This is a genomic window from Mesorhizobium sp. M0152 (assembly GCF_040322415.1).
In the GTDB taxonomy this organism is placed as follows: domain Bacteria; phylum Pseudomonadota; class Alphaproteobacteria; order Rhizobiales; family Rhizobiaceae; genus Mesorhizobium.
Genome location: NZ_JAMYTH010000010.1, coordinates 78,383 through 97,741, shown reverse-complemented (window position 1 = coordinate 97,741; position 19,359 = coordinate 78,383). Strand labels below are relative to the sequence as shown.

Below are 19,359 nucleotides of genomic sequence, written 5' to 3'. Positions count from 1 at the left end.
TCAGCCTCCGAATGCCAGTTTGAGCAGGGCGAAGATCGAGGCGACGCCGACCGCTACCGTGAAAAATGTATTGAGCGCGATCAGCGCCAGCTTCGTGCCTTCGCCGTGCACGTAGTCCTCGATGATCGCCTGCATGCCGATCCGCATATGGGTGAGACCGGAGACCAGCACCAAGGCCAGCACCAGAGCCACCAAGGGATTGGCAAGCGCTGCCCGAACCTGGACGTAGCCGGTGCCGTTGAGCGCGATCAGGAATCCGACGAAGAACAGGATGAGCGGGATGTTGGCGATCGCCGTCAGCCGCTGACGCCAGAAATGTCCGGTCCCTTCGCGGGCGGAGCCCAGGCCGCGAACCTTCGCCAGCGGCGTGCGCATGTCGGTCTTGCCAGCGCTCATGGTCAGGCTCCCCGCGCCATATAGCCGGCGATCCAGATCAGCAGTGTGAGCAGGATCGAGCCGACCAGCGTTGCCCAAGCTATTCTCGAGGCGGTGTGCTTCTCGAGGCCGGCGCCGGTATCCCAGATCAGATGACGCACGCCGCCCAGCATGTGATGCATCAGCGCCCAGGTGTAGCCGAACAGGATAAGCCGGCCGAGCCAGCTGCCGAACGCCCAATTGACCCAATCGAAGGTCGCCTGAGAGCTTGCCGCCGCCATCAGCCAGACGGCGACCAGCAGCGTGCCGAAGTAAAGCGCGCCACCGGTGATGCGATGGATGATCGACATCGTCATCGTGATCGGCGGCCTGTACACGGTGAGGTGCGGCGAAAGCGGCCGTTCACGTCTGGCGAAATCGCGGGTGGCTGGTGATTTGCTCATGGCTCCCCCAGTTCGGCGTCTCCTGCCTCAGGTGGAAATGCGGCATCACCGCTTCCGGTTGCGACTTCGGACAGCCGGTTTCTAATGCTCTTTTTGCACCGCGTCAAAGCCGGAAAACCGTTTCGAAAACGTAATTTAGTCTGACTAAAAGGCAGGCTTGAGCTTCAATCGATTAGCGGCTGGCGGCCCGAAGCCGGCTCGATATCGCTGCAGTGCAGCATGTGCATGGCATCTGCCATTCCGGCCTGGCGGTTCCAGGTAACCGGTGTCGATCCAGCCTCCGTCACCAGCGCTTCGCCGCCATCGATCACAATCGCGTCATGCACTCGCTCGAAACGGTTGTTCTGGTTGGCGGCGGGGCCGGCAGATCCTTGCTGGCGCCCGTCGGGCAAGGGTGGTCGAAAAGGGCTTCCCCAGTCGAATATTAACCATGTTTGTCAAGACATCGCCGGGCGGCGCGCAAGCCTCTTAACAAAGGTTAAGAAAAGGTTAATTTCCGATTCGAGGAGGCATGCATGTCGCCCAAAAAGCAGGGCGGCGGTTTTGGGCCAACGACATGCATCCAACCAGGGACCAAAAACGCGTCGTGACGCGCTTTGGCCTAACACGGAGGACGCTATGCGTTCGAATTCGGGCAGATCGCGCCTTGCGGCGCTCATAGTGGCGGCTTCGGTCGCGGGCCTGGCGGCACCCGCGCTCGCCGGAGCGCGCCATCAGGACCGGGTCTACGCCGATTCTTTCGGCAATCTCGTCATCGACAGCGCCGCCGGCTACAAACGCATCCTCGTCGGCAAAGGCAGGCTGGCCAAGCAGCTGTCCGACTATACCGGTGCCGGCCAGCCCAAGGTGATCTACGAGAACGAAGCCGACGAGATATCGGGTTACGGCGATTGCTACCGCCCGCCGGTGTTCGTCAAGGGGCGCAGCTACATGTACGGGCTTTCCGACGGCGAGATGCCGGACCTCAGTCCCTGCCGCTAGAGCAATTCCAGGAAGTGTGAGACGGTTTCCCGGGAAAAGCGCGTAGCGCTTTCCCAAGGGAATTGTGTAAAACAAAGAGATAGAGCGGCTCGGCGTTGCCGTGAACAGGTGAAGCGCTCTGGCGCGGTTCAACGTCGAAGGCTTTTCTATCGGGTGTTTGCAGCCGTGATCTCGCGGGCGGCAGGTCCGGTGGAAACGCGAACGCAGTCGCGCCCGCGATTCTTCGCCTGGTAGAGCGCTTCATCCGCGCGCCGCATGAGGTCGGAAAAATTCTCGCCGGCATGGAGTTCGGCGACGCCGAAGCTTGCCGTGCAGCGATTGTCGAGCGGCAGCCCGTCGATGGGCAATGTGCCGAAGGCACTGCGTGTTCCCTCAGCGAACAGCCGGGCGGCGGCAAGGTTGGTTCCCGGCAGGATAATGGCGAACTCTTCGCCACCGATACGGCCCGTGACTTGGTGGCCGGCGGCGGCCTCGCGCAGCAGGCCGGCGAAGGTCTCGATGACCCGGTCGCCGGAGGCATGGCCAAAGCTGTCGTTGACGCTCTTGAAATGATCGAGATCGGCGATGACCAGGGTGACCGGCACGCATTGCCGCGTGGCGCCAAGCATTGCCAGCTCGGCATGGCGTGCGAAACCGCCCCGGTTGAGCAACCCGGAAAGCGTGTCCATCTCCGACTTCGACATCACTTCGGCGAGCACGTCGCGAACCAGTATGGCCAGCATCAGCAGCGCCAGCGCCAGGCCGAAGACGGTGCCGAGCGACTGCGAGACCAGCGCGTAACTGCTTTGCAGATAGGCCTGTGGGTTACCGCCCCAGCCGCCCAGCGCGTGCGCTATGAACGGCTTTGAGGCAAACTGGGCACCGCTGGCGGCCAGCACGGCCATCAAGATGCGGTCGAGCCGGCCGCGCCTTTGCCTGGATGAACAGACGATCGCCAGTCCGACGACCTGCATGGCGGCATAGGGAAGCTGGTAGGCCATCATGCGGGCCAGCGACTGGCGCGGCAGATCCTGCACGAAATGGACGGCAATGGTGGTGGCCAACAGAAAGAACAGCATCGGTGCCCACGGCGGAGCCATGCCGTATTTCCGCGCAAGCCCGCCATTGAAGGCGATTGTGGCGCCAAGAAACACCGCGAAGGCGGCAACGACCACGGGCCGTGCGTTGTCGAAAGCGGGAATGCTGAATTCGATGGCGAAATAGGCCATGCCCAGGAGATAGCCGAAGGCCAGCCACCGCGCAGGCACGCGGCTGGCATCCTGGAACGCAACAGCCATGAAGGACGCCGCCAGCAGGCCGGCGACCGACAGGTTGATCAGCAGGATGAAGTTGGCACCGCTCATGTCTTTTCGCACCCCGTGTCTCACCTAACATCGACGGGCGAAAAAGATGTTAACGCCGGCCGCGGTGCGGGATCAGCCGGTCTTGAACGGCTCCGGCACGAACGCCGTTTCCGGCCGTTCGTAGGACAGGCGCACGCCGTCGCGGCCGTTCTTCTTGGCCTTGTACAGCGCATCGTCGGCGCGGCGCGTCAATGGCTCCAGCGCCTCGTCGCCGCTGCGGGCCGCAACGCCGAAGCTGGCCGTGACCTTGGTGCCGGCGGGAAGCCCGTCGACGTTGCCGGCCGAATAGAGCGTGCGCACGGCTTCCGCGAACAATCGCGCCGCGGCAAGATCGCTCCAGGGCAGCAGCACCGCAAACTCCTCGCCGCCGATACGCCCGGCGACGCCGCGCGCACCGGCGGCCGATCGGAGCTTGGCGGCGAAGTCGGCGATCACGCGATCGCCCGCTGGGTGCCCGTGCAGGTCGTTGAGCGCCTTGAAATGGTCGAGGTCGGCCAGCACCAGCGCCACCGGGAATTTCGCCGCCGCGCAGCGTTGCAGGAGATGGATCGCGCGCTCCTCGAAACCGCGCCGGTTAAGCAGACCCGAAAGCGGATCGGTATGCGTCTCGGTCTTCAGCGCCTTCATCACATCCAGTGCCGCGGCGGTGAACAGGCAAAGCGCGATCAGCAATGACAGAAGCGCGTGCGACAGCAGCGCCGTCGTCCAGTAGGATGAGCCGTAGAACCCATCGTAGCTGGTGAAGGGTCCGTGCGCGATGACGACGACGAGGGTGCGCACGAAGAAGTTGAGCACCGACAGCAGCGACAGCACGAACAGGATCTTTTCCGTCGGGCCGTTGTCGCGCACCGGTCGCAGTTCGGCGGCGACCAGAAGGCTGAGGCCGCCGAATCCAAAATTCATCGCCAGGATGCGCCAGGTGAGATCGGGTTCGACGAAGAGAAACCAGCAAAATGATGCCAGGCCACCGCCTGCCAACACGCCTATTCCCGCATAAGGCACCTTGCGGCCATAGCGGGCAACGATGGCGCTGGACAGGCAACAGCCGGCGATGGTGAAGAAGGTGTTGGACACCAGCTTGGTAAGCGCCATGCCGATGGGCAAGGTGAAATACTGGAACAGAAAACCGAGTGCCGAAACACAGTAGCTGAGCGCCAGCACGGCGAGATACGGGCGATGGCGCTGATGGAACCACAGCACCAGGAACGCCGCGCCGAGCGCCAGCGCGATCGTCGGATTGAGCAGCGCTATCAGCAGACCGGTGTCCAATGGACCGTGACTTCCCCTCGTTTGACGTCAGGGGAGACCTTAGGGCGCAAGCCCAAACAAGCGGTTAAGCACCTCGGGTGCCGCGATATGTTGTCAGGGAACCCGGACCTTCCGCCAGCGTTCCTCAGTGCACAAGCAGGAGCAGCCCATGGCCGACACGATCCCACTGACCGACCACGATGCAATCCGCTCGTGGGTCGCCGCGCGCGCCGGCTTTCCGGCAATTGTCGATGTGTCGCCGGAGGCGGGAACGCAGCCCATGCTGAGGCTAGTCTTCGACCAGCGCGCCTATCAGGATCAGGACGAGCCGGAACGGCCGATCAACGCGGGCGGCTATGAACTCGTGGAATGGGACGAATGGTTCAGGCTCTTTGAAGAGCAGCAGCTGGCGCTCGTGGTCGCGGCCGACCAGCCTGGACGCCGCGAGGATTTCCACGAGCTCGTCCGGCGCGACGACAAGGTTTGACCCGGGCCGCGTGCGGCCCGGGTTCTATTCGACCTTAGAGCAATTCCAGGAAAAGTGTGAAACGGTTTTCCGTCCGGAATTGCGTAAAAACAAAGAGTTAGAGCGGTTCGTCTTTTCCGTGAAACGGTGAACCGCTCTAGGTTATTTCCAATCGCGGATGTCGACGAAGTGGCCGGCGATCGCGGCCGCCGCCGCCATTGCCGGCGATACCAGATGGGTGCGGCCCTTGAAGCCTTGCCGGCCCTCGAAATTGCGGTTCGAGGTAGAGGCGCAGCGTTCATGCGGCTTCAGCCGGTCGTCGTTCATGGCCAGGCACATCGAGCAGCCCGGCTCGCGCCAGTCGAAACCGGCGGCGAGGAAGATCTTGTCGAGACCTTCGGCTTCCGCCTGTTCCTTGACCAGGCCGGAACCCGGCACGATCATGGCATCGACATGCGGGCTGACCGTCTTGCCTTCAACCACCTTGGCGACGGCACGCAGATCCTCGATACGGCCATTGGTGCAGGAACCGATGAAGACGCGGTCGAGCGCGATGTCGGTGATCTTGGTCCCCGGCGTAAGCCCCATATAGTCGAGTGCGCGCTGCTTGGAGGTGCGCTTGTTCTCGTCGGCGATGTCGTTCGGGTTCGGCACGATGCCTTGCACCGACACGACATCCTCGGGCGACGAGCCCCAGGACACGATCGGCGGCAATTTCGCCGCGTCGAGCACGATCACCTTGTCGAAATGCGCACCCTCGTCGGACCGCAGCGTCTTCCAGTATTCGAGGGCCGCATCCCAGCCCGCGCCCTTCGGGGCCCGCGGCTTATCCTTGACATAGGCGAAGGTGGTCTCGTCGGCGGCGATCAGGCCGGCGCGGGCGCCGCCCTCGATCGACATGTTGCAGATCGTCATGCGGCCTTCCATCGACAGCGAACGGATCGCCTCGCCGGCATATTCGATGACGTAGCCGGTGCCGCCGGCGGTGCCGATCTCGCCGATGATGGCGAGGATGATATCCTTGGCGGTGACGCCTGCCGGCAGTTGGCCGTCGACGCGCACCAGCATGTTCTTGGCCTTGCGCTGGATCAGCGTCTGGGTCGCCAGCACATGCTCGACCTCCGACGTGCCGATGCCATGCGCCAGTGCGCCGAAGGCGCCGTGCGTCGAGGTGTGGCTGTCGCCGCAGACGATGGTCATGCCGGGCAGCGTGAAGCCCTGCTCCGGTCCGATGATGTGGACGATGCCCTGGCGGATATCGTTCTCGGAATAATATTCGACGCCGAAATCCTTGGCGTTCTTGGCCAGCGCCTCGACCTGGATGCGGCTTTCCTCGTTCTTGATGCCGAATTTGCGTTCGGGCGAGGTCGAGACATTGTGGTCGACCACGGCCAGCGTCTTTTCCGGATGACGAACTTTGCGGCCGCTCAAGCGCAGGCCTTCGAAGGCCTGCGGGCTGGTCACTTCATGGACAAGGTGGCGGTCGATGTAGAGCAAGCAGGTGCCGTCGTCCTGGCGGTCGACGACGTGATCGTCGAAAATCTTGTCGTAGAGGGTGCGCGGTGCGCTCATGTGCGTAAATCCGTCGATATGAGAATGGGAAGAGCAGAAGCCGGCAATTTCGGGCCGGCGAACGAGCTGGATCAGTCGGCCTGGCTAAGTCGGCTGGTCAGCGCACCGGACACCCGCGCGGAGAAGCGCGACGGCAGGCGTTTTCTGTCCTGCAGCACGAACCCCTTGTAAGCCGGATCGCCAAAAAGCTCTTCCATGGCGTGGCTCATACCAATGTTTTGGGTTTTCGGCAATTGCGGTGTGTCTTCGTAGCACTTGGGTACCTCGTCCTCACTTCCACACCTTCAGGGGAGAGGAAGGGTAACAAGGTGGGGGAACTCGCGCCTTCCTCTCCCCCGTCGATCGGGGTAGAGGTGTCGAGCGAAGCTCGACGGAGTGGGGGTCGATCTTTCATCGAAGCATGCTTCCACCTGACTGCCACTGCCTGAGTCTTCTTGCCTGGTCGTGTCTGTCTTTGCGGCGGCGCGTCTGGCGAATGGCTTCCCCCACTCCGTCGCTGCTGCGCAGCGCCACCTCTCCCCCCTCCGGAGGGAGAGGAAGCGCACCAAGGTCGGGGAACGCGCCGCTCAGATCACCTCGAACACGAACGTCTTCACCAGAGCGTTGGGCTCGGCGATCGCATAGCAGCGGAACCATGGGCCTTGCTCGATCTGCCGCCATTTCTTCGCCTGTTCCAGTTCATCGAACACGGCCTGAAATCCGCCGCTTTCGAAAACCTGGTCGCGCACGGTGAAGATGGCATGGCCGCCCTTCTTGGTGATGCGCACCAACTCGTGCAGGCTAGAAGCCGGCGCATGGCTGATGGTGAACACGCCGGTCGAGAAGAAGGCACGGAAATGGCCGTCCGGCCACGGCAGCGGCCGGCCCAGCATCGCCTGTTTCAGGTCGTTATAGGCGTTTCGGCTACCGGCGATCTTCAGCATGTCGCCCGAGAGATCGAGCCCAGCGATGTCGCCATAGCCCAGCGCTTTCAACGACGGGCCCGACAGGCCGGTGCCGCAGCCGGCGTCGAGCAACGGTCCGTCGCCCGCCGGCACATGGCGCGCCACCCAGGCGGTGATCAGGAACGGCAAGAGATAACCAAGCGAGGCGGTCTCGCTGTCATAGGTCGCGGCCCACGCGGCGTAAGCATCCGCCAGCGCTTCCGGCGTGTCGGCGCCATAGACGGAATCCAGCGCCGCATTGGCTTTGTCGATGATCATGAACCGACCCTCCGAGACTGTGTTGCAATCGTAACGCTGTCTGCGACTCAGGGCTATTCCTGGTGCTGATTTCGCAGCCTCCGCTCCAACGCCCTGAGCGCCAGCGATAGGCCGACCGTCAGGATGAGGTAGATGTAGGCGACGATCGAATAGGTCTCGAAGAAGCGGAACGAGCCGGCGGCATAGACCTTGCCCATCTGGGTGATGTCGGCGACGCCAAGCACCGAGACCAGCGAGGAATCCTTGACCAAGGCGACGAAATCATTGCCGAGCGGCGGCAGGATGGTGCGGATCGCCTGAGGGAAGACGACCAGCCGGAAGCGCTGCGCGCGCGTCAGCCCGAGTGCCTTCGCCGCTTCGATCTGGCCCTTCTCCACCGCCTGGATCCCAGCCCGGAAAACCTCGGAGATGAAAGCCGAATAGCCGATGGTCAGCGCCATGATGGCGCGCCACAACAGCGAGACGTCGCGCACCAGCAATTCACCGAGCAGGCCGGCACTTTGCAGCGGCGCGGTCAATGCGTTCCACGCCGCCACGAAAGCCGGTGCGCCGACGAAAGCGATCCAGAACAACAGCACCAGGATGGGCACGCCGCGGATGATCTCGACATAGAAACGGGCGACCTGCCGCAGCCAGCGCGAGCCCGACAGTCCCATCAGCGCGACGCCGAGACCAATCATCGACGCCAGCGCGAAGGCGATCACCGTGACGAAGATGGTGATGCCGATCCCCTTGGCGACGGTGGCGAAGACCTGGGCATAGAGATCGCTGGCGGCGATCGAAAGCGCGGCGACCAAGGCAAAGACAAGCGCGGCGGCCAGCCACCACGGGAAGTCGGGTTTGGCGGTGGACGGTGGGGGTGCCATCAGGCGTGGCCGGCCAGGTAGGTAGTGCGCAAGGCGGGCGCCAAGGCGTTCAAGCGCAAAGTCAGCGTGACTTCGCGCGCATCACCCCACATCGGCATCAAGACGAACTACTGTCCCATCTTGTAGTCGAGAAACCACTTCTTGTTCAGCGCATCGAACGTACCGTCCGCCTTCAACGCCGCGATCGCCGCGTTGACAGGCTTCACCAGATCCGACCCCTTCGGGAAGATGAACCCGAAATCCTCGGTGCCGAGCGGTCCGCCGATCAGCTTCAGCTTGCCGTCGGAAGCGTCGACATAGCCCTTGCCGGCGGTGCCGTCGGTCAGCACCACATCGACGTCGCCCGACTTCAGCGCCTGCACCGTCGCGCCGAACGTCTCGAACAGTTTGATGCGCGGGTTCTGCTCGTTGCCGTCGAGCACGCTGTAGACGGCGGTGTAGAAGGGCGTGGTTCCGGCCTGCGCGCCGACCAGCCCGTCCTTGAAGGCACCGAAGGTCTTGGCGTCGGTGAAGCGGCTCTCGTCGCCGCGCACCAGCATGAATTGCTCAGAACGCATATAGGGGTCGGAGAAATCCACCTTCTCCTTGCGGTCGTCCTTGATGGTGATGCCGGTCATGCCGATGTTGTACTGGTTGTCGGAAACCGCCTGGATCATCGCGTCCCAGGAGGTGTTCTGATACTCGACGGTGAAATTCAGCCGCTTGGCGATTTCGTTCATCGCGTCATATTCCCAGCCGATCTGCTTGCCGGTCTTGGCATCGATGAACTGCAGCGGCGGATAGGCGTTCTCGGTCACCACCACCACCTTCTTGCCGCCGAGATCGGGCAGCGCCTGAGCGAAGGCGGCAACGGGCGCCAGGACAAGGGCAAGCAGGCCTGCCAACAGCAGCTTCGATTTGGTCATGACACATTCCCCAAGGATTGAAGGCGCCCGGCTAAAGACCGAGCTTGCAGGAAAATCCGGCGCCGACTTTAGCTTTCCGCAAGCGGCATGCAAGACGGTCCGCCGCGTCAGGACGGGTGAAAACGGATTCCAATGCCCTCCTTCCCAGGATTCCGGAACGACTTTTGCGATCCCCGGTCAATCTCGGCCCGGCGCATCGGTGCCGGCCTGACGCAATCCGTCGATCAGCCGCGTCAAGGTTTGATGCAGGGAGTTCAGTTCATCGCCATCGAGCGGTGAGTGGCAACGCATCGCCGTCGACACCTTTTTTGCGCCTTCCCGCAGTGCCCGGCCCTGCTGTGTCGGCTCGACCAACACCCGGCGTTCATCGGCGGCATCGCGCCGGCGCGTGACCAGGCCGTTCGCTTCCAGGCGCTTGAGCAGCGGCGTCAGCGTCGCCGAATCCAACCCCAGCGTCTCGCCGAGCTCACCGACGGTGCGCGGTGCGTGCTCCCACAGCGCCAGCATGGTCAGATACTGCGGATAGGTCAGGCCGAGCGGCTCGAGCAACGGCCGGTAGAGCCGGGTCATCAGCCCGCTCGCGGTGTAGAGCGCGAAGCATAGATGCTGCTCGAGCTTCGGTATCCCGGCGAAGTCCGCCAGGACGTCCGGAGGCGAATTTGTGGTTTTGGCGATCATGCTGCCTTTGCCGAAAGCGCCACTTCGACATTGCCCTTGATGGCGTTGGAATAGGGGCAGATCTGGTGCGCCGCCGATACAAGCGCTTCCGCCGCCGCCTGATCAAGGCCTTTCGTCTCTGCCGCGAGCGCGACGCCGAGCTTGAAACCCTCGCCATTGGGAAGAAGGCTTACGGTGGCGGTTACCGCGGCATCCTCGAGCGGCAGTTTCTGTTTGCGCGCGACGAAGCGAATGGCGCTTTCGAAGCAGGCGGCGTAGCCGATGGCGAAAAGCTGCTCGGGATTGGTGGCCCCGCCTGGCCCGCCGAGCTCTTTGGGCATCGCCAGATCGACCTTGAGCAAACCGTCGCTGGTCTCGCCATGGCCGGCGCGGCCACCGGTGACGTGAGCCTGTGTCGTGTAAAGTGCCATATCATGCGTCTCCAATTATCTTGTACACGATTATTTAGTGTACAGTATAATTCCCCGTCAACACCCGACCGCCGCTCGTGAGGACGGAAGCGTTCACAGTCTGGTGAAAACAAAAAAGGCGGCCGAAGCCGCCTTTTTCGAAATCCTTCGTCGAAAGCTTATTCGGCGGGGGTCGCTTCCGCCGCAGCCTTAGCGGCTTCGTCGGCGGCCTTCTTCTCGGCGGCTTCCTTGGCGGCCGTCTCGGCGGCCAGAGCCTGGGCAGCAGCGACCTTCTCGGCCTCGATGCGGGCCTTCTCGGCGTTCAGCGCGTCGCGCTCCTCATCGTTGAGCTTGCGGGCGCGCACGCCGGTGTTTTCCGAAATGCGGGCCGACTTGCCGCGACGGTCGCGCAGGTAATAGAGCTTGGCGCGGCGCACCTTGCCGCGGCGAACGATCTCGACGCCCTCGACCATCGGCGAATACACCGGGAACACGCGTTCCACGCCTTCGCCGTAGGAGATCTTGCGGACGGTGAAATTTTCCTGGAAGCCGGAACCGGCGCGGGCGATGACGACGCCCTCATAGGCCTGGACGCGGGTGCGGGTGCCTTCGGTCACGCGGACCTGGACGCGCACGGTGTCGCCGGGCTGGAATTCGGGAAGCTTGCGCTTGGCCTCGATCTTGGCGGCCTGCTCGGCCTCGAGTTGACGGATAAGATCCATCTCAAAAATCCACTTCTTGTTCTTTCGACAGTCAGAGCGCCCTGCGCTCGCCTTGCAGTTCCATCGACCGCTCGGCTATGCCTTTTGTCCAAAAGACATCGGGCAGGGGCGACTACACCGTCATTGTTGACGGGTCCGGCAAGTTTTCTCGCCAGTACGGCGGGCACATACAGCTATTTCACCAGTTTGTCACGCCTGCGCCCGAGTCTTTTTTGCCGGGGCATGGCCCCATGGTAATCCCGCCGTGCCGGTTGCGTGCATTCTTCAGGCTCCCTAAGGCTGACATAGCACATTTCTCCGTGGCGGCCTTCCATGTCAGTCTTCGATGCCATCCTGCTTTTCGTCGCGGGCTTTCTTTCAGGCGCCGCCAACGCGGTCGCCGGCGGCGGCACCTTCATCACCTTCGGCGCCATGACATTGGTCGGCCTGCCGCCGATCGTCGCCAACGCAACCTCCTCGGTCACGCAGTTTCCGGGCTACATCACCTCGACGCTCGCCTATTGGGGTGACATCCGGCATTTCTGGCGCGGCGCCCTGCTGCTCTGCCTGATCTCGGCGATCGGCGCGCTGGCCGGCGCGCTGATCCTGCTGGCGCTCGACAATCCGTCGTTTCGCGTCCTGGTGCCGTGGCTGCTGCTCGGCGCAACCGGCCTGTTCGCCGCCGGGCCATGGCTGAAGCCGTCGCCGAAGCCGGGGCACGAGGCGCCCGTCGGGTCGCTCGCCGGTTCGCTGGCGCAGTTCGTCACCGCCATCTATGGCGGCTTCTTCGGCGCCGGCATGGGTGTCATGATGCTGGCAACGCTCGGCCTCACCCAAGCCGGCGACTACCACCGGCTGAACGCCTTGAAGAACATGCTGGCCGTGGTTATCGCCGCTGTCGCGATCGTCGTCTTCGTCTCGGGCGGCGTGGTCGCCTGGCCGCAGGCGATCATCATGATCCCGGGCGGCGCGCTGGGCGGCTATGCCGGCGTCTGGATCGCCAAGCGCGTGCCGCAAAATCTGGTGCGCGGCTTCGTCGTCGCGGTCGGCCTGTTCCTCGCCTTCTATTATTTCACCAAGGGCTGAGCAGCCAGCAGGTCCGGCCGCCTCTGCTTGGTCAGCTTCTCCGACTCGGCCCGCCGCCACGCGGCGATCTTCTTGTGATTGCCCGAGATCAGCACCTCAGGGATCTCTCGCCCTTCGAACTCCTGCGGCCGGGTGTAGTGCGGATGTTCGAGGAGGCCGTTTTCGAAGCTCTCTTCCTCGCCCGACACGGCATTGCCCATGACGCCGGGCAGCAGCCGCACCACGGCGTCGAGCAGCACAAGAGCGGCCGGCTCGCCGCCGGAGAGAATGAAATCGCCGACCGAGACTTCCTCTAAATTCCGCGCATCGATCACCCGCTGGTCGACGCCTTCGAAGCGGCCGCACAGGATGACGGCGCCCGGCCCGGCGGCCAGTTCGCGCACGCGGGCTTGTGTCAGCGGCCTGCCGCGCGGGCTCATCAGCAGCCGTGGCCGCAAATCGCCTTCGGGCGAGGCATGGTCGATGGCTTTGGCCAGCACGTCGGCGCGCATCACCATGCCGGCGCCGCCGCCGGCCGGGGTATCGTCGACGGTGCGGTGGCGGTCGGTGGCGAAGTCGCGGATCTGGATCGCTTCCAGCGACCATGTGCCGGCTTCCAGCGCTCGCCCGGCCAGCGACAGGCCGAGTGCGCCCGGAAACATCTCGGGATAGAGCGTCAACACGGAAGCGGAGAAACTCACCGGTTGCCACCGGCGTCCCGCGGTCCTCGCGGCCTGCCCTTCGGATCGAAATCGCCTTCGCGCGGCGGCTCGCCATCCTCGTCCTCGACGAGCCCAGCCGATGCCGGATCGACGCGGACGAAGCCTTCGGCGATCGACACGTCTGGCACGGCCGCCTGTGTGAACGGGATCAGCACGCCCTTGCGCCCGCCCAACGTCACATCGAGGATATCGCCACCGCCGAAATTGTGAACCGCGACGACCTTGCCGATGGCAACACCCGTGTCGTCCCTGACTTCCAGTCCAATCAGGTCGGCATGGTAGAACTCGTCCTCCTCGCCGTCGTCGGGCAGCATCGAGCGGTCGACGAAAAGCTCGGTGCCGGCGAGCGCCTCGGCGGCATTGCGGTCGCTTATGCCCTTGAAACGCACCACGACGACCGTGTTGGCGGGCCTGATGTCGATGATCTGGAAGGCACGGCCGTCCCTGGCGTAGAGCGGGCCATAGTCGGCCAGCGCCATCGGCTCGCCGGTGAAGGTTTTCACCCTGAGTTCACCCTTGATGCCGTGGGCGGCGCCGATCACGGCCATCTGGACAGGGTTTTGGGGCTTGCTCATGATTTACCTTCGTCATCCACGGGCGGAGCAGGCACGAAGCGACTGCGCAGACCCGAGGATCCATTCCGTTACGGTGACCGAAACCCACGGCATTTCAGAAAGGTCCCGTTCCTGCAAACTCTCTATTGCGGACACTCCACGCGGTCTCCGCTGCAAAGTTACCAGTCGACTCCTAGCCCCAGCCGGTCGTCATTTCAATGACGCGCTCTTCACCGCTTCCTAACCTGAATCCCCGAAAATGCCGCCATGCAGGAATTCCTCATCCCGGCAAAGCCTGATCTCCAGGCGGCGCGTGAAAGCTGGCTGAAGATGCTGGCGCGCGAACGCCGGCTGTCGCCCGAGACAGTCGAAGCCTATGAGCGCGACACCAGGCAGTTCCTGCATTTCCTCACCGGCCATTGCGGCGGCTCGCCCGGCATTTCCGACATCGCCGATCTGCGGCCGGCCGACCTGCGCGGCTTCCTCGCCGCCCGCCGCAACGCCGGCGCAGGCGCCCGCACGCTTGGCCGTGGGCTGGCGGGCATCCGCTCGCTGCTGCGCTTTCTCGAACGGCGCGGCTTGGCCAACGCGGCAGGTGCGGCAGCCCTGCGCGCACCGCGTCAGCCCAAATCCCTGCCCAAGCCGCTGACGGCGAGCGACGCCAAACACGTCGTCTCCGTCGAGGGCCAGCTGGCGGAGGAACCCTGGATTGCCGCCCGCAACGCCGCCGTCCTGACGCTGCTTTACGGCTCCGGCCTGCGCATTTCGGAAGCGCTCGGCCTCACCGGCGCCGATCTGGCATCGGAAACGGACACCGTGCTCCGCGTCACCGGCAAGGGCGGCAAGACGCGGCTGGTGCCGGTGCTGCCGGTGGCGCTGCGGGCGATCGCCGAATATCGCCGGCTGTGCCCGTATCATCTCGACCCGAAGGGGCTGCTGTTTCGCGGTGCGCGCGGCGGTCCGCTCAACCCGGCCATCATCCAGCGCGACATGGCCAAGCTGCGCTCGGTGCTTAACTTGCCCGACACCGCGACGCCACATGCGCTGCGCCATTCCTTTGCCACCCATCTGCTCGGCCGCGGCGGCGACCTGCGCACCATCCAGGAACTGCTCGGCCACGCCAGTCTCTCGACGACGCAAATTTACACCGGCGTCGACACGGCGAGGCTGCTGGAAATCTATGAATCGGCTCACCCAAGGGCGTGAAGCATTTGGGGTTATGCGAGGCTTCCGGACTTCGTCATGCCAGGGCGGAGCAGGAGCGAAGCGACGTCGCGGAGACCCCGGCATCCATGCCGCGAACTGGGGCGAAGAGCGCAACGGAGGAGAATTCGGCACCGTAGCATCGCCCCCGGAGGTAGCGGCACAGGATCCCATGGTCTGCGCCGCGTCGCTTCGCTCCTTGCTGCGCCATAGGAGGACGATGGGATGGGCGGCTCAACTAACCATCAAAAACATTCGATCCAGCAACTCAAGCGATGGTCAAAACTGACTGAACCGGAGACAATTTCATTCTCCCGATTAACCGTTTTGCCGCTTTTCGGTCGTAGGAAAGCATGATGAAACGCGTCATTGCCATTGCCGACCGCGCAGCTTCCTTATCGCTGAAGCTGCTGGTTGCGCTCAACGTGCTGTTTTTCCTGTCCTTCCTTGCCGTCCTGCTTTTTTTAGCCGGCAGGGCTCATGCCGAAATCCCGTCCTGCACCGGCGCCGACATGCTGTCTGCCCTGCAGAAGAACGATGCGGCCGCGTATCGCAAGATCGAGGCGGATGCTGCCGCTACGCCAAACGGCAAGGGGCTGCTGTGGAAACTGGAAAAACCTGGCGAGACGCCATCATTCCTGTTTGGCACGATGCACATGACGGATCCGCGCGTCACCGTGCTGTCCCTGGCCGCGCAGAAGGCTTATGACGCCGCCGGCACCATCATCATCGAGACCACCGACGTGCTCGACAAGCAGAAGATGATGGCGGCGATGCTCAAGGAGCCGGACCTTATGATGTTCACCGACTCCACGACACTGTCGTCATTGCTGTCGCCGGACGACGCAGCGGCCATGAATGCCGCGCTCGACGCGCGCGGCATTCCGCCGGCAACCGTGGCCAAGATGAAGCCGTGGATGCTCTCGGCCATGATGGCGCTTCCGGCTTGCGAACTTGCCCGCCAGTCGGGCGGAGCTCCGGTGCTCGACGTCAAGCTGGCCGAAGGCGCCAAGGCCGCCGGCAAAGCGGTGGAAGGATTGGAAACGGCCGAGAGCCAGTTGCGGGCCATGGCCTCGCTGCCGCTGTCGTTTCACATGAAGGGGCTGGTCGACACATTGAAGCTGGGCGACAAGGTCAACGACATCAACGAGACCATGATCGTCCTCTACCAGCGCGGCGACACTGGCATGTTCTGGCCGCTGTTCCGTGCCGCCATGCCTGAAGAGCAGAATGACCCCTCGGGTTATGCGGCATTCGAGCAAACCATGATCACCAGCCGCAACAAGGTGATGGTCGACCATGCCGGGCCGATCCTGGCCAAGGGCAATGCCTTCATGGCGGTCGGCGCCCTCCACCTTCCAGGTCCCGAGGGACTGGTCGAGGATTTCCGCAAAGCCGGCTATACTGTCACTGCTGTCGATTGAGTCGCGTGGCAGCGGAGGACCCGGGCGCCGCGTTTTCGGCGTTTTTCTCCCTTAGCGTAAGGCTATTCAACGGTTGCGCGTTGATGGCGTTGATTGATCATTTTCATCCACGGAGGACACTTTTATGGCGAATCCATCAAACGACACCCCCAGGTCGAGTGGCGGCGGCAGCCCATGGCTGATTGCGCTGGTCGTCGTTATTCTGGCGGTTGTCGCGTATTATGTTTTCGGAAGAAGTGGCGAACATCCGGCACCTGCCGAGCCGCCGGCCGCCAGCACTCCGGCCCCGGCGCCTGCCGAACCGATGAAGCCGGCAGCTCCCGCGGCGCCTGCACCCGCAACTCCGGCTCCTGCAACGCCTGCACCGGCGCCCGCGCCTGCACCGGCGCCTGCTCCCGCGCCTGCCCCTGCGCCTGCCGCACCGGCCCAGTGATAGGCTCGATATCAAAGACGAACGGCCCGCTGAAGAGCGGGCCGTTTTGCTTTTGCGCTCTGAACGCTTTTAGATGTGGATCGGCTTGAAGAAGGTGGCCAGCGCCGCCTCCTTGACCGCTTCCGACATCGTCGGATGCGCGTGGCAGGTGCGGGCGAGATCCTCGGACGAGCCACCGAACTCCATTAGCACCGCCGCCTCGTGGATCATCTCGCCGGCGCCGAAGCCGACGATGTGGACCCCGAGCACGCGGTCGCTTTGCTTGTCGGCGAGTATCTTCACGAAGCCGTCCGTGTGCAGCATGGCGCGTGCCCGGCCATTGGCGCTGAACGGGAATTTCCCGACCTTGTAATCGATGCCGGCCTTCTTCAGCTCTTCCTCCGTCTTGCCGACAGAGGCGATTTCCGGGGTGGTGTAGACGACACTCGGAATGACATCGTAGTTCACATGGCCGGCTTGGCCGGCGATTGTCTCGGCCACCGCCACGCCCTCGTCTTCGGCCTTGTGCGCCAGCATCGGCCCGGCAATGACGTCGCCGATGGCATAGATGCCTGACACGTTGGTCCGCAGATGGCCGTCGGTCTTGACCCGGCCGCGCTCGTCGACCTCGACGCCGGCTTCCTTCAAGCCAAGACTGTCGGAAAAGGCGCGGCGCCCGGTGGCGATCAGCACGACATCCGCATCGATGGTTTCGGCGGCACCGCCCTTGACCGGCTCGAAGGTGATGGTCGCACCTTTTTTTGCCTTGGCGACACCGGTCACCTTAGCACCGAGCTTGAACTCGAAACCCTGCTTGGACAGCAACCGCTGGAACTGCTTGGAGACCTCGCCGTCCATGCCGCCCAGGATGGTGTCGAGGAATTCGACCACCGTGACCTTGGCGCCGAGCCGCGCCCAGACCGAGCCAAGCTCCAGCCCGATGACGCCGCCGCCGACCACCACCAGATGGCCGGGAACCTTCTCCAGCGACAACGCGCCGGTCGACGACACGATGACATTCTCGTCGATATCGACCTTGACGCCGGGAATGCCTGCGACATCCGAGCCGGTGGCGATGACGATGTTCTTGGTCTCGATCTCCTCGACCTTGCCGTCCTCGCCGGTCACCGAGACCTTGCCGGCCGCGACTACCTTGCCGGTGCCACGGAAGCTGTCGATCTTGTTCTTCTTGAACAGGAAGGCGACGCCGTTGACGTTGGAGGCCACGGTCGCATCCTTGTGCGCCATCATCTTTTTCAAGTTCAATTTCGGCGCTGATATTTCGACGCCGAGCGTATCGAAGGAATGGCCGGCCTCGGCGAACATCTCGGAGGCATGGAGCAGCGCTTTGGACGGGATGCAGCCGATGTTGAGGCAGGTGCCGCCGAAGGTAGCGTTCTTCTCGACCACCGCGACCTTCAGCCCAAGCTGTGCCGCCTTGATGGCGCAGACATAGCCGCCCGGTCCCGACCCGATGATAACGACGTCATAAGCCATGATACTGTCCTTCTCGATTGGGGCTCAGCGGCCGCCGCTTACATTCAGGATCGCGCCGGTCGTATAGGACGCGGCGTCGGATAAGAAATAGAGAACAGCACCCGCGACCTCATCCACGGTGCCGGCTCTTTTCATCGGCAACATGTCGCGGACCCGCTCCACCCTGTCCGGCTGCCCGCCGGAGGCGTGGATCTCGGTGTCGATGATACCAGGCCGCACCGCGTTGACGCGGATGCCCTCCAGCGCCACCTCGCGGGCAAGCCCGATGGTGAAGGTGTCGATGGCGCCCTTGGAGGCGGCGTAGTCGACATATTCGCCCGGCGATCCCAGCATCGCCGCGGCCGACGAGATGTTGACGATCGATCCGCCCGACCCGCCGTGACGGGTCGACATCCGTTTCACCGCTTCGCGGGCGCACAGAAACGGACCCACGACATTGATACGCATCATGCGCTCGAGCCTGGAGACATCCATCTCGTCGACGCGCGCCTTGATATCGACAATGCCGGCATTGTTGACGAAAGCGTCGAGCCGGCCATAGGCGCGATCGACGGCGCCGAACATGGCGACGATATCGGATTCGACGCCGACATCGCCCCTGACCGCAAACGCCTCGCCGCCGGCGGCCTTGATTTCGCCGACCAGCGCGGCGGCGGCGGTCTGGTTGGAGGCGTAGTTGACCGCGACGCGATAGCCGGCCTTCGACCCGAGCCGGCAGATGGCGGCGCCGATGCCGCGGCTGCCGCCGGTGACCAGCAACACCTTCTGTGTCCCGCTCATTCCTGGCATCCCTTCAAGGCGAACACATCCCACGGCACTTTGGAAAATCCGCCGCTTCCATAGGCCGTCGATTGACGCAGCGCCGGACCGAGATCGGGCAGGATCAGTGTCTTCGGCGCCTCCACGCCTTCGGCCGGCAGCAGCCCGATGCGGCCCCCGTTGGCGCCCTTGTCGTCCGACGTGTAGATGACACCGTGCCAGGACGTGCAGGCCGCAAGCTCCTCGCCGGTGACGTCGCCCTCCGGGCATTTGTACATCAGCGCGCCGTTCGGCCGCGACACGCCCTCGTTCCACATGACGATGCCGTTCAGCACCACATTGTTGTCGAGGATCATGCGGAAGCTGTTGGTGACCGTGACGGACGTGCCGGTCGGAGTGAACTCGATCTCGGTGCCGCTCTGGGGCTCGCCGTAGACGGCAAGCTCGATCGGGCAGGCTGCGTGGGCACTAGAATTCGCCGCCGTGAGAGCGACCAAACATCCGATCACGGGCGAAGCGACCACAGGCAAATCGGAGAAAAGCCAGACGAATCC

The 19,359-nt window shown here is 63.7% G+C and carries 23 protein-coding genes; 5 read left to right on the top strand and 18 right to left on the bottom strand.

Annotated features, from left to right (window positions below; genetic code table 11):
• The 3 genes from sdhD to NKJ26_RS13255 form a co-directional block, all read right to left on the bottom strand.
• On the bottom strand, positions 1 to 396 hold the full coding sequence (gene sdhD / locus NKJ26_RS13265) for a succinate dehydrogenase, hydrophobic membrane anchor protein (protein ID WP_352602935.1): 396 nt from the start codon (positions 394 to 396) through the stop codon (positions 1 to 3).
• Positions 397 to 398: 2 nt separating this feature from the next.
• Positions 399 to 818, bottom strand: coding sequence for a succinate dehydrogenase, cytochrome b556 subunit (sdhC, locus tag NKJ26_RS13260; protein ID WP_352602937.1), 420 nt, complete (start codon positions 816 to 818; stop codon positions 399 to 401).
• Between the two features lie 164 nt (positions 819 to 982).
• Entirely contained in the window at positions 983 to 1,210 is a 228-nt protein-coding gene (locus NKJ26_RS13255; RefSeq protein ID WP_352695638.1) for a hypothetical protein, read from the bottom strand.
• 226 nt (positions 1,211 to 1,436) lie between these two features.
• On the opposite strand from NKJ26_RS13255, the gene NKJ26_RS13250 reads away from it, so the two are divergent.
• Positions 1,437 to 1,799, top strand: a complete 363-nt coding sequence (locus tag NKJ26_RS13250) for a hypothetical protein (protein WP_352695637.1) — start codon at positions 1,437 to 1,439, stop codon at positions 1,797 to 1,799.
• Between the two features lie 146 nt (positions 1,800 to 1,945).
• Here NKJ26_RS13250 and NKJ26_RS13245 read toward each other — a convergent pair whose 3' ends face one another.
• On the bottom strand, positions 1,946 to 3,142 hold the full coding sequence (locus NKJ26_RS13245) for a GGDEF domain-containing protein (RefSeq protein WP_352695636.1): 1,197 nt from the start codon (positions 3,140 to 3,142) through the stop codon (positions 1,946 to 1,948).
• Between the two features lie 72 nt (positions 3,143 to 3,214).
• Positions 3,215 to 4,411, bottom strand: a complete 1,197-nt coding sequence (locus NKJ26_RS13240; RefSeq protein WP_352695634.1) for a GGDEF domain-containing protein — start codon at positions 4,409 to 4,411, stop codon at positions 3,215 to 3,217.
• A 148-nt stretch (positions 4,412 to 4,559) separates the two neighbouring features.
• On the opposite strand from NKJ26_RS13240, the gene NKJ26_RS13235 reads away from it, so the two are divergent.
• Positions 4,560 to 4,877: a hypothetical protein gene (locus NKJ26_RS13235; protein ID WP_352602947.1), complete on the top strand. Its 318-nt coding sequence runs from the start codon at positions 4,560 to 4,562 to the stop codon at positions 4,875 to 4,877.
• A 141-nt stretch (positions 4,878 to 5,018) separates the two neighbouring features.
• On the opposite strand, the gene leuC is transcribed toward NKJ26_RS13235, so the two are convergent.
• The 8 genes from leuC to rplS all read right to left on the bottom strand — a co-directional run bounded on the left by leuC (position 5,019) and on the right by rplS (position 11,190).
• Positions 5,019 to 6,428: a 3-isopropylmalate dehydratase large subunit gene (gene leuC, locus NKJ26_RS13230; protein ID WP_352695632.1), complete on the bottom strand. Its 1,410-nt coding sequence runs from the start codon at positions 6,426 to 6,428 to the stop codon at positions 5,019 to 5,021.
• Positions 6,429 to 6,499: 71 nt separating this feature from the next.
• The gene (locus NKJ26_RS13225) at positions 6,500 to 6,625 is read right to left on the bottom strand and encodes a hypothetical protein (RefSeq protein WP_352602949.1); all 126 of its coding nucleotides are present in this window, start codon (positions 6,623 to 6,625) and stop codon (positions 6,500 to 6,502) included.
• 369 nt (positions 6,626 to 6,994) lie between these two features.
• The gene (locus NKJ26_RS13220) at positions 6,995 to 7,630 is read right to left on the bottom strand and encodes a class I SAM-dependent DNA methyltransferase (protein WP_352695630.1); all 636 of its coding nucleotides are present in this window, start codon (positions 7,628 to 7,630) and stop codon (positions 6,995 to 6,997) included.
• 53 nt (positions 7,631 to 7,683) lie between these two features.
• On the bottom strand, positions 7,684 to 8,496 hold the full coding sequence (locus NKJ26_RS13215) for an amino acid ABC transporter permease (RefSeq protein ID WP_352695629.1): 813 nt from the start codon (positions 8,494 to 8,496) through the stop codon (positions 7,684 to 7,686).
• A 107-nt stretch (positions 8,497 to 8,603) separates the two neighbouring features.
• Positions 8,604 to 9,401, bottom strand: a complete 798-nt coding sequence (locus tag NKJ26_RS13210; RefSeq protein ID WP_027025588.1) for a transporter substrate-binding domain-containing protein — start codon at positions 9,399 to 9,401, stop codon at positions 8,604 to 8,606.
• A 177-nt stretch (positions 9,402 to 9,578) separates the two neighbouring features.
• Positions 9,579 to 10,079, bottom strand: a complete 501-nt coding sequence (locus tag NKJ26_RS13205) for a MarR family winged helix-turn-helix transcriptional regulator (RefSeq protein ID WP_352695627.1) — start codon at positions 10,077 to 10,079, stop codon at positions 9,579 to 9,581.
• Positions 10,076 to 10,489 (bottom strand): organic hydroperoxide resistance protein, encoded by a 414-nt coding sequence (locus NKJ26_RS13200; RefSeq protein WP_027025586.1) that lies wholly within the window; start codon positions 10,487 to 10,489, stop codon positions 10,076 to 10,078. Before NKJ26_RS13200 ends, NKJ26_RS13205 begins: the two co-directional genes overlap by 4 nt.
• Before the next feature lie 158 nt (positions 10,490 to 10,647).
• Positions 10,648 to 11,190 carry a 50S ribosomal protein L19 gene (rplS, locus tag NKJ26_RS13195; protein WP_352695626.1) on the bottom strand — a complete coding sequence of 181 codons (543 nt, stop codon included), beginning with the start codon at positions 11,188 to 11,190 and terminating at the stop codon, positions 10,648 to 10,650.
• 312 nt (positions 11,191 to 11,502) lie between these two features.
• Here rplS and NKJ26_RS13190 point away from each other — a divergent pair, with 312 nt between their 5' ends.
• Entirely contained in the window at positions 11,503 to 12,255 is a 753-nt protein-coding gene (locus NKJ26_RS13190) for a sulfite exporter TauE/SafE family protein (RefSeq protein ID WP_352695625.1), read from the top strand.
• Here NKJ26_RS13190 and trmD read toward each other — a convergent pair.
• Positions 12,237 to 12,935, bottom strand: coding sequence for a tRNA (guanosine(37)-N1)-methyltransferase TrmD (gene trmD, locus NKJ26_RS13185; RefSeq protein WP_352695623.1), 699 nt, complete (start codon positions 12,933 to 12,935; stop codon positions 12,237 to 12,239). The two genes, NKJ26_RS13190 and trmD, sit on opposite strands and share 19 nt — an antisense overlap.
• Entirely contained in the window at positions 12,932 to 13,531 is a 600-nt protein-coding gene (gene rimM / locus NKJ26_RS13180; RefSeq protein ID WP_352695621.1) for a ribosome maturation factor RimM, read from the bottom strand. Before rimM ends, trmD begins: the two co-directional genes overlap by 4 nt.
• A 246-nt stretch (positions 13,532 to 13,777) precedes the next feature.
• Here rimM and NKJ26_RS13175 point away from each other — a divergent pair, with 246 nt between their 5' ends.
• Together NKJ26_RS13175 and NKJ26_RS13170 are read left to right on the top strand one after the other, a co-directional pair.
• On the top strand, positions 13,778 to 14,716 hold the full coding sequence (locus NKJ26_RS13175; protein WP_352695619.1) for a tyrosine recombinase XerC: 939 nt from the start codon (positions 13,778 to 13,780) through the stop codon (positions 14,714 to 14,716).
• 353 nt (positions 14,717 to 15,069) lie between these two features.
• Complete coding sequence (locus NKJ26_RS13170) at positions 15,070 to 16,137, top strand: TraB/GumN family protein (RefSeq protein ID WP_352695617.1); 1,068 nt, start codon at positions 15,070 to 15,072, stop codon at positions 16,135 to 16,137.
• Between the two features lie 502 nt (positions 16,138 to 16,639).
• Here the strand turns inward: NKJ26_RS13170 and lpdA are convergent.
• The 3 genes from lpdA to NKJ26_RS13155 are packed head-to-tail and all read right to left on the bottom strand — an operon-like array spanning position 16,640 to position 19,302.
• Positions 16,640 to 18,046 (bottom strand): dihydrolipoyl dehydrogenase, encoded by a 1,407-nt coding sequence (gene lpdA / locus NKJ26_RS13165; RefSeq protein ID WP_352695615.1) that lies wholly within the window; start codon positions 18,044 to 18,046, stop codon positions 16,640 to 16,642.
• A 24-nt stretch (positions 18,047 to 18,070) separates the two neighbouring features.
• The gene (locus NKJ26_RS13160) at positions 18,071 to 18,826 is read right to left on the bottom strand and encodes an SDR family oxidoreductase (protein WP_352695614.1); all 756 of its coding nucleotides are present in this window, start codon (positions 18,824 to 18,826) and stop codon (positions 18,071 to 18,073) included.
• On the bottom strand, positions 18,823 to 19,302 hold the full coding sequence (locus NKJ26_RS13155; protein WP_352695613.1) for a hypothetical protein: 480 nt from the start codon (positions 19,300 to 19,302) through the stop codon (positions 18,823 to 18,825). Before NKJ26_RS13155 ends, NKJ26_RS13160 begins: the two co-directional genes overlap by 4 nt.
• Between the last annotated feature and the right edge of the window lie 57 nt (positions 19,303 to 19,359).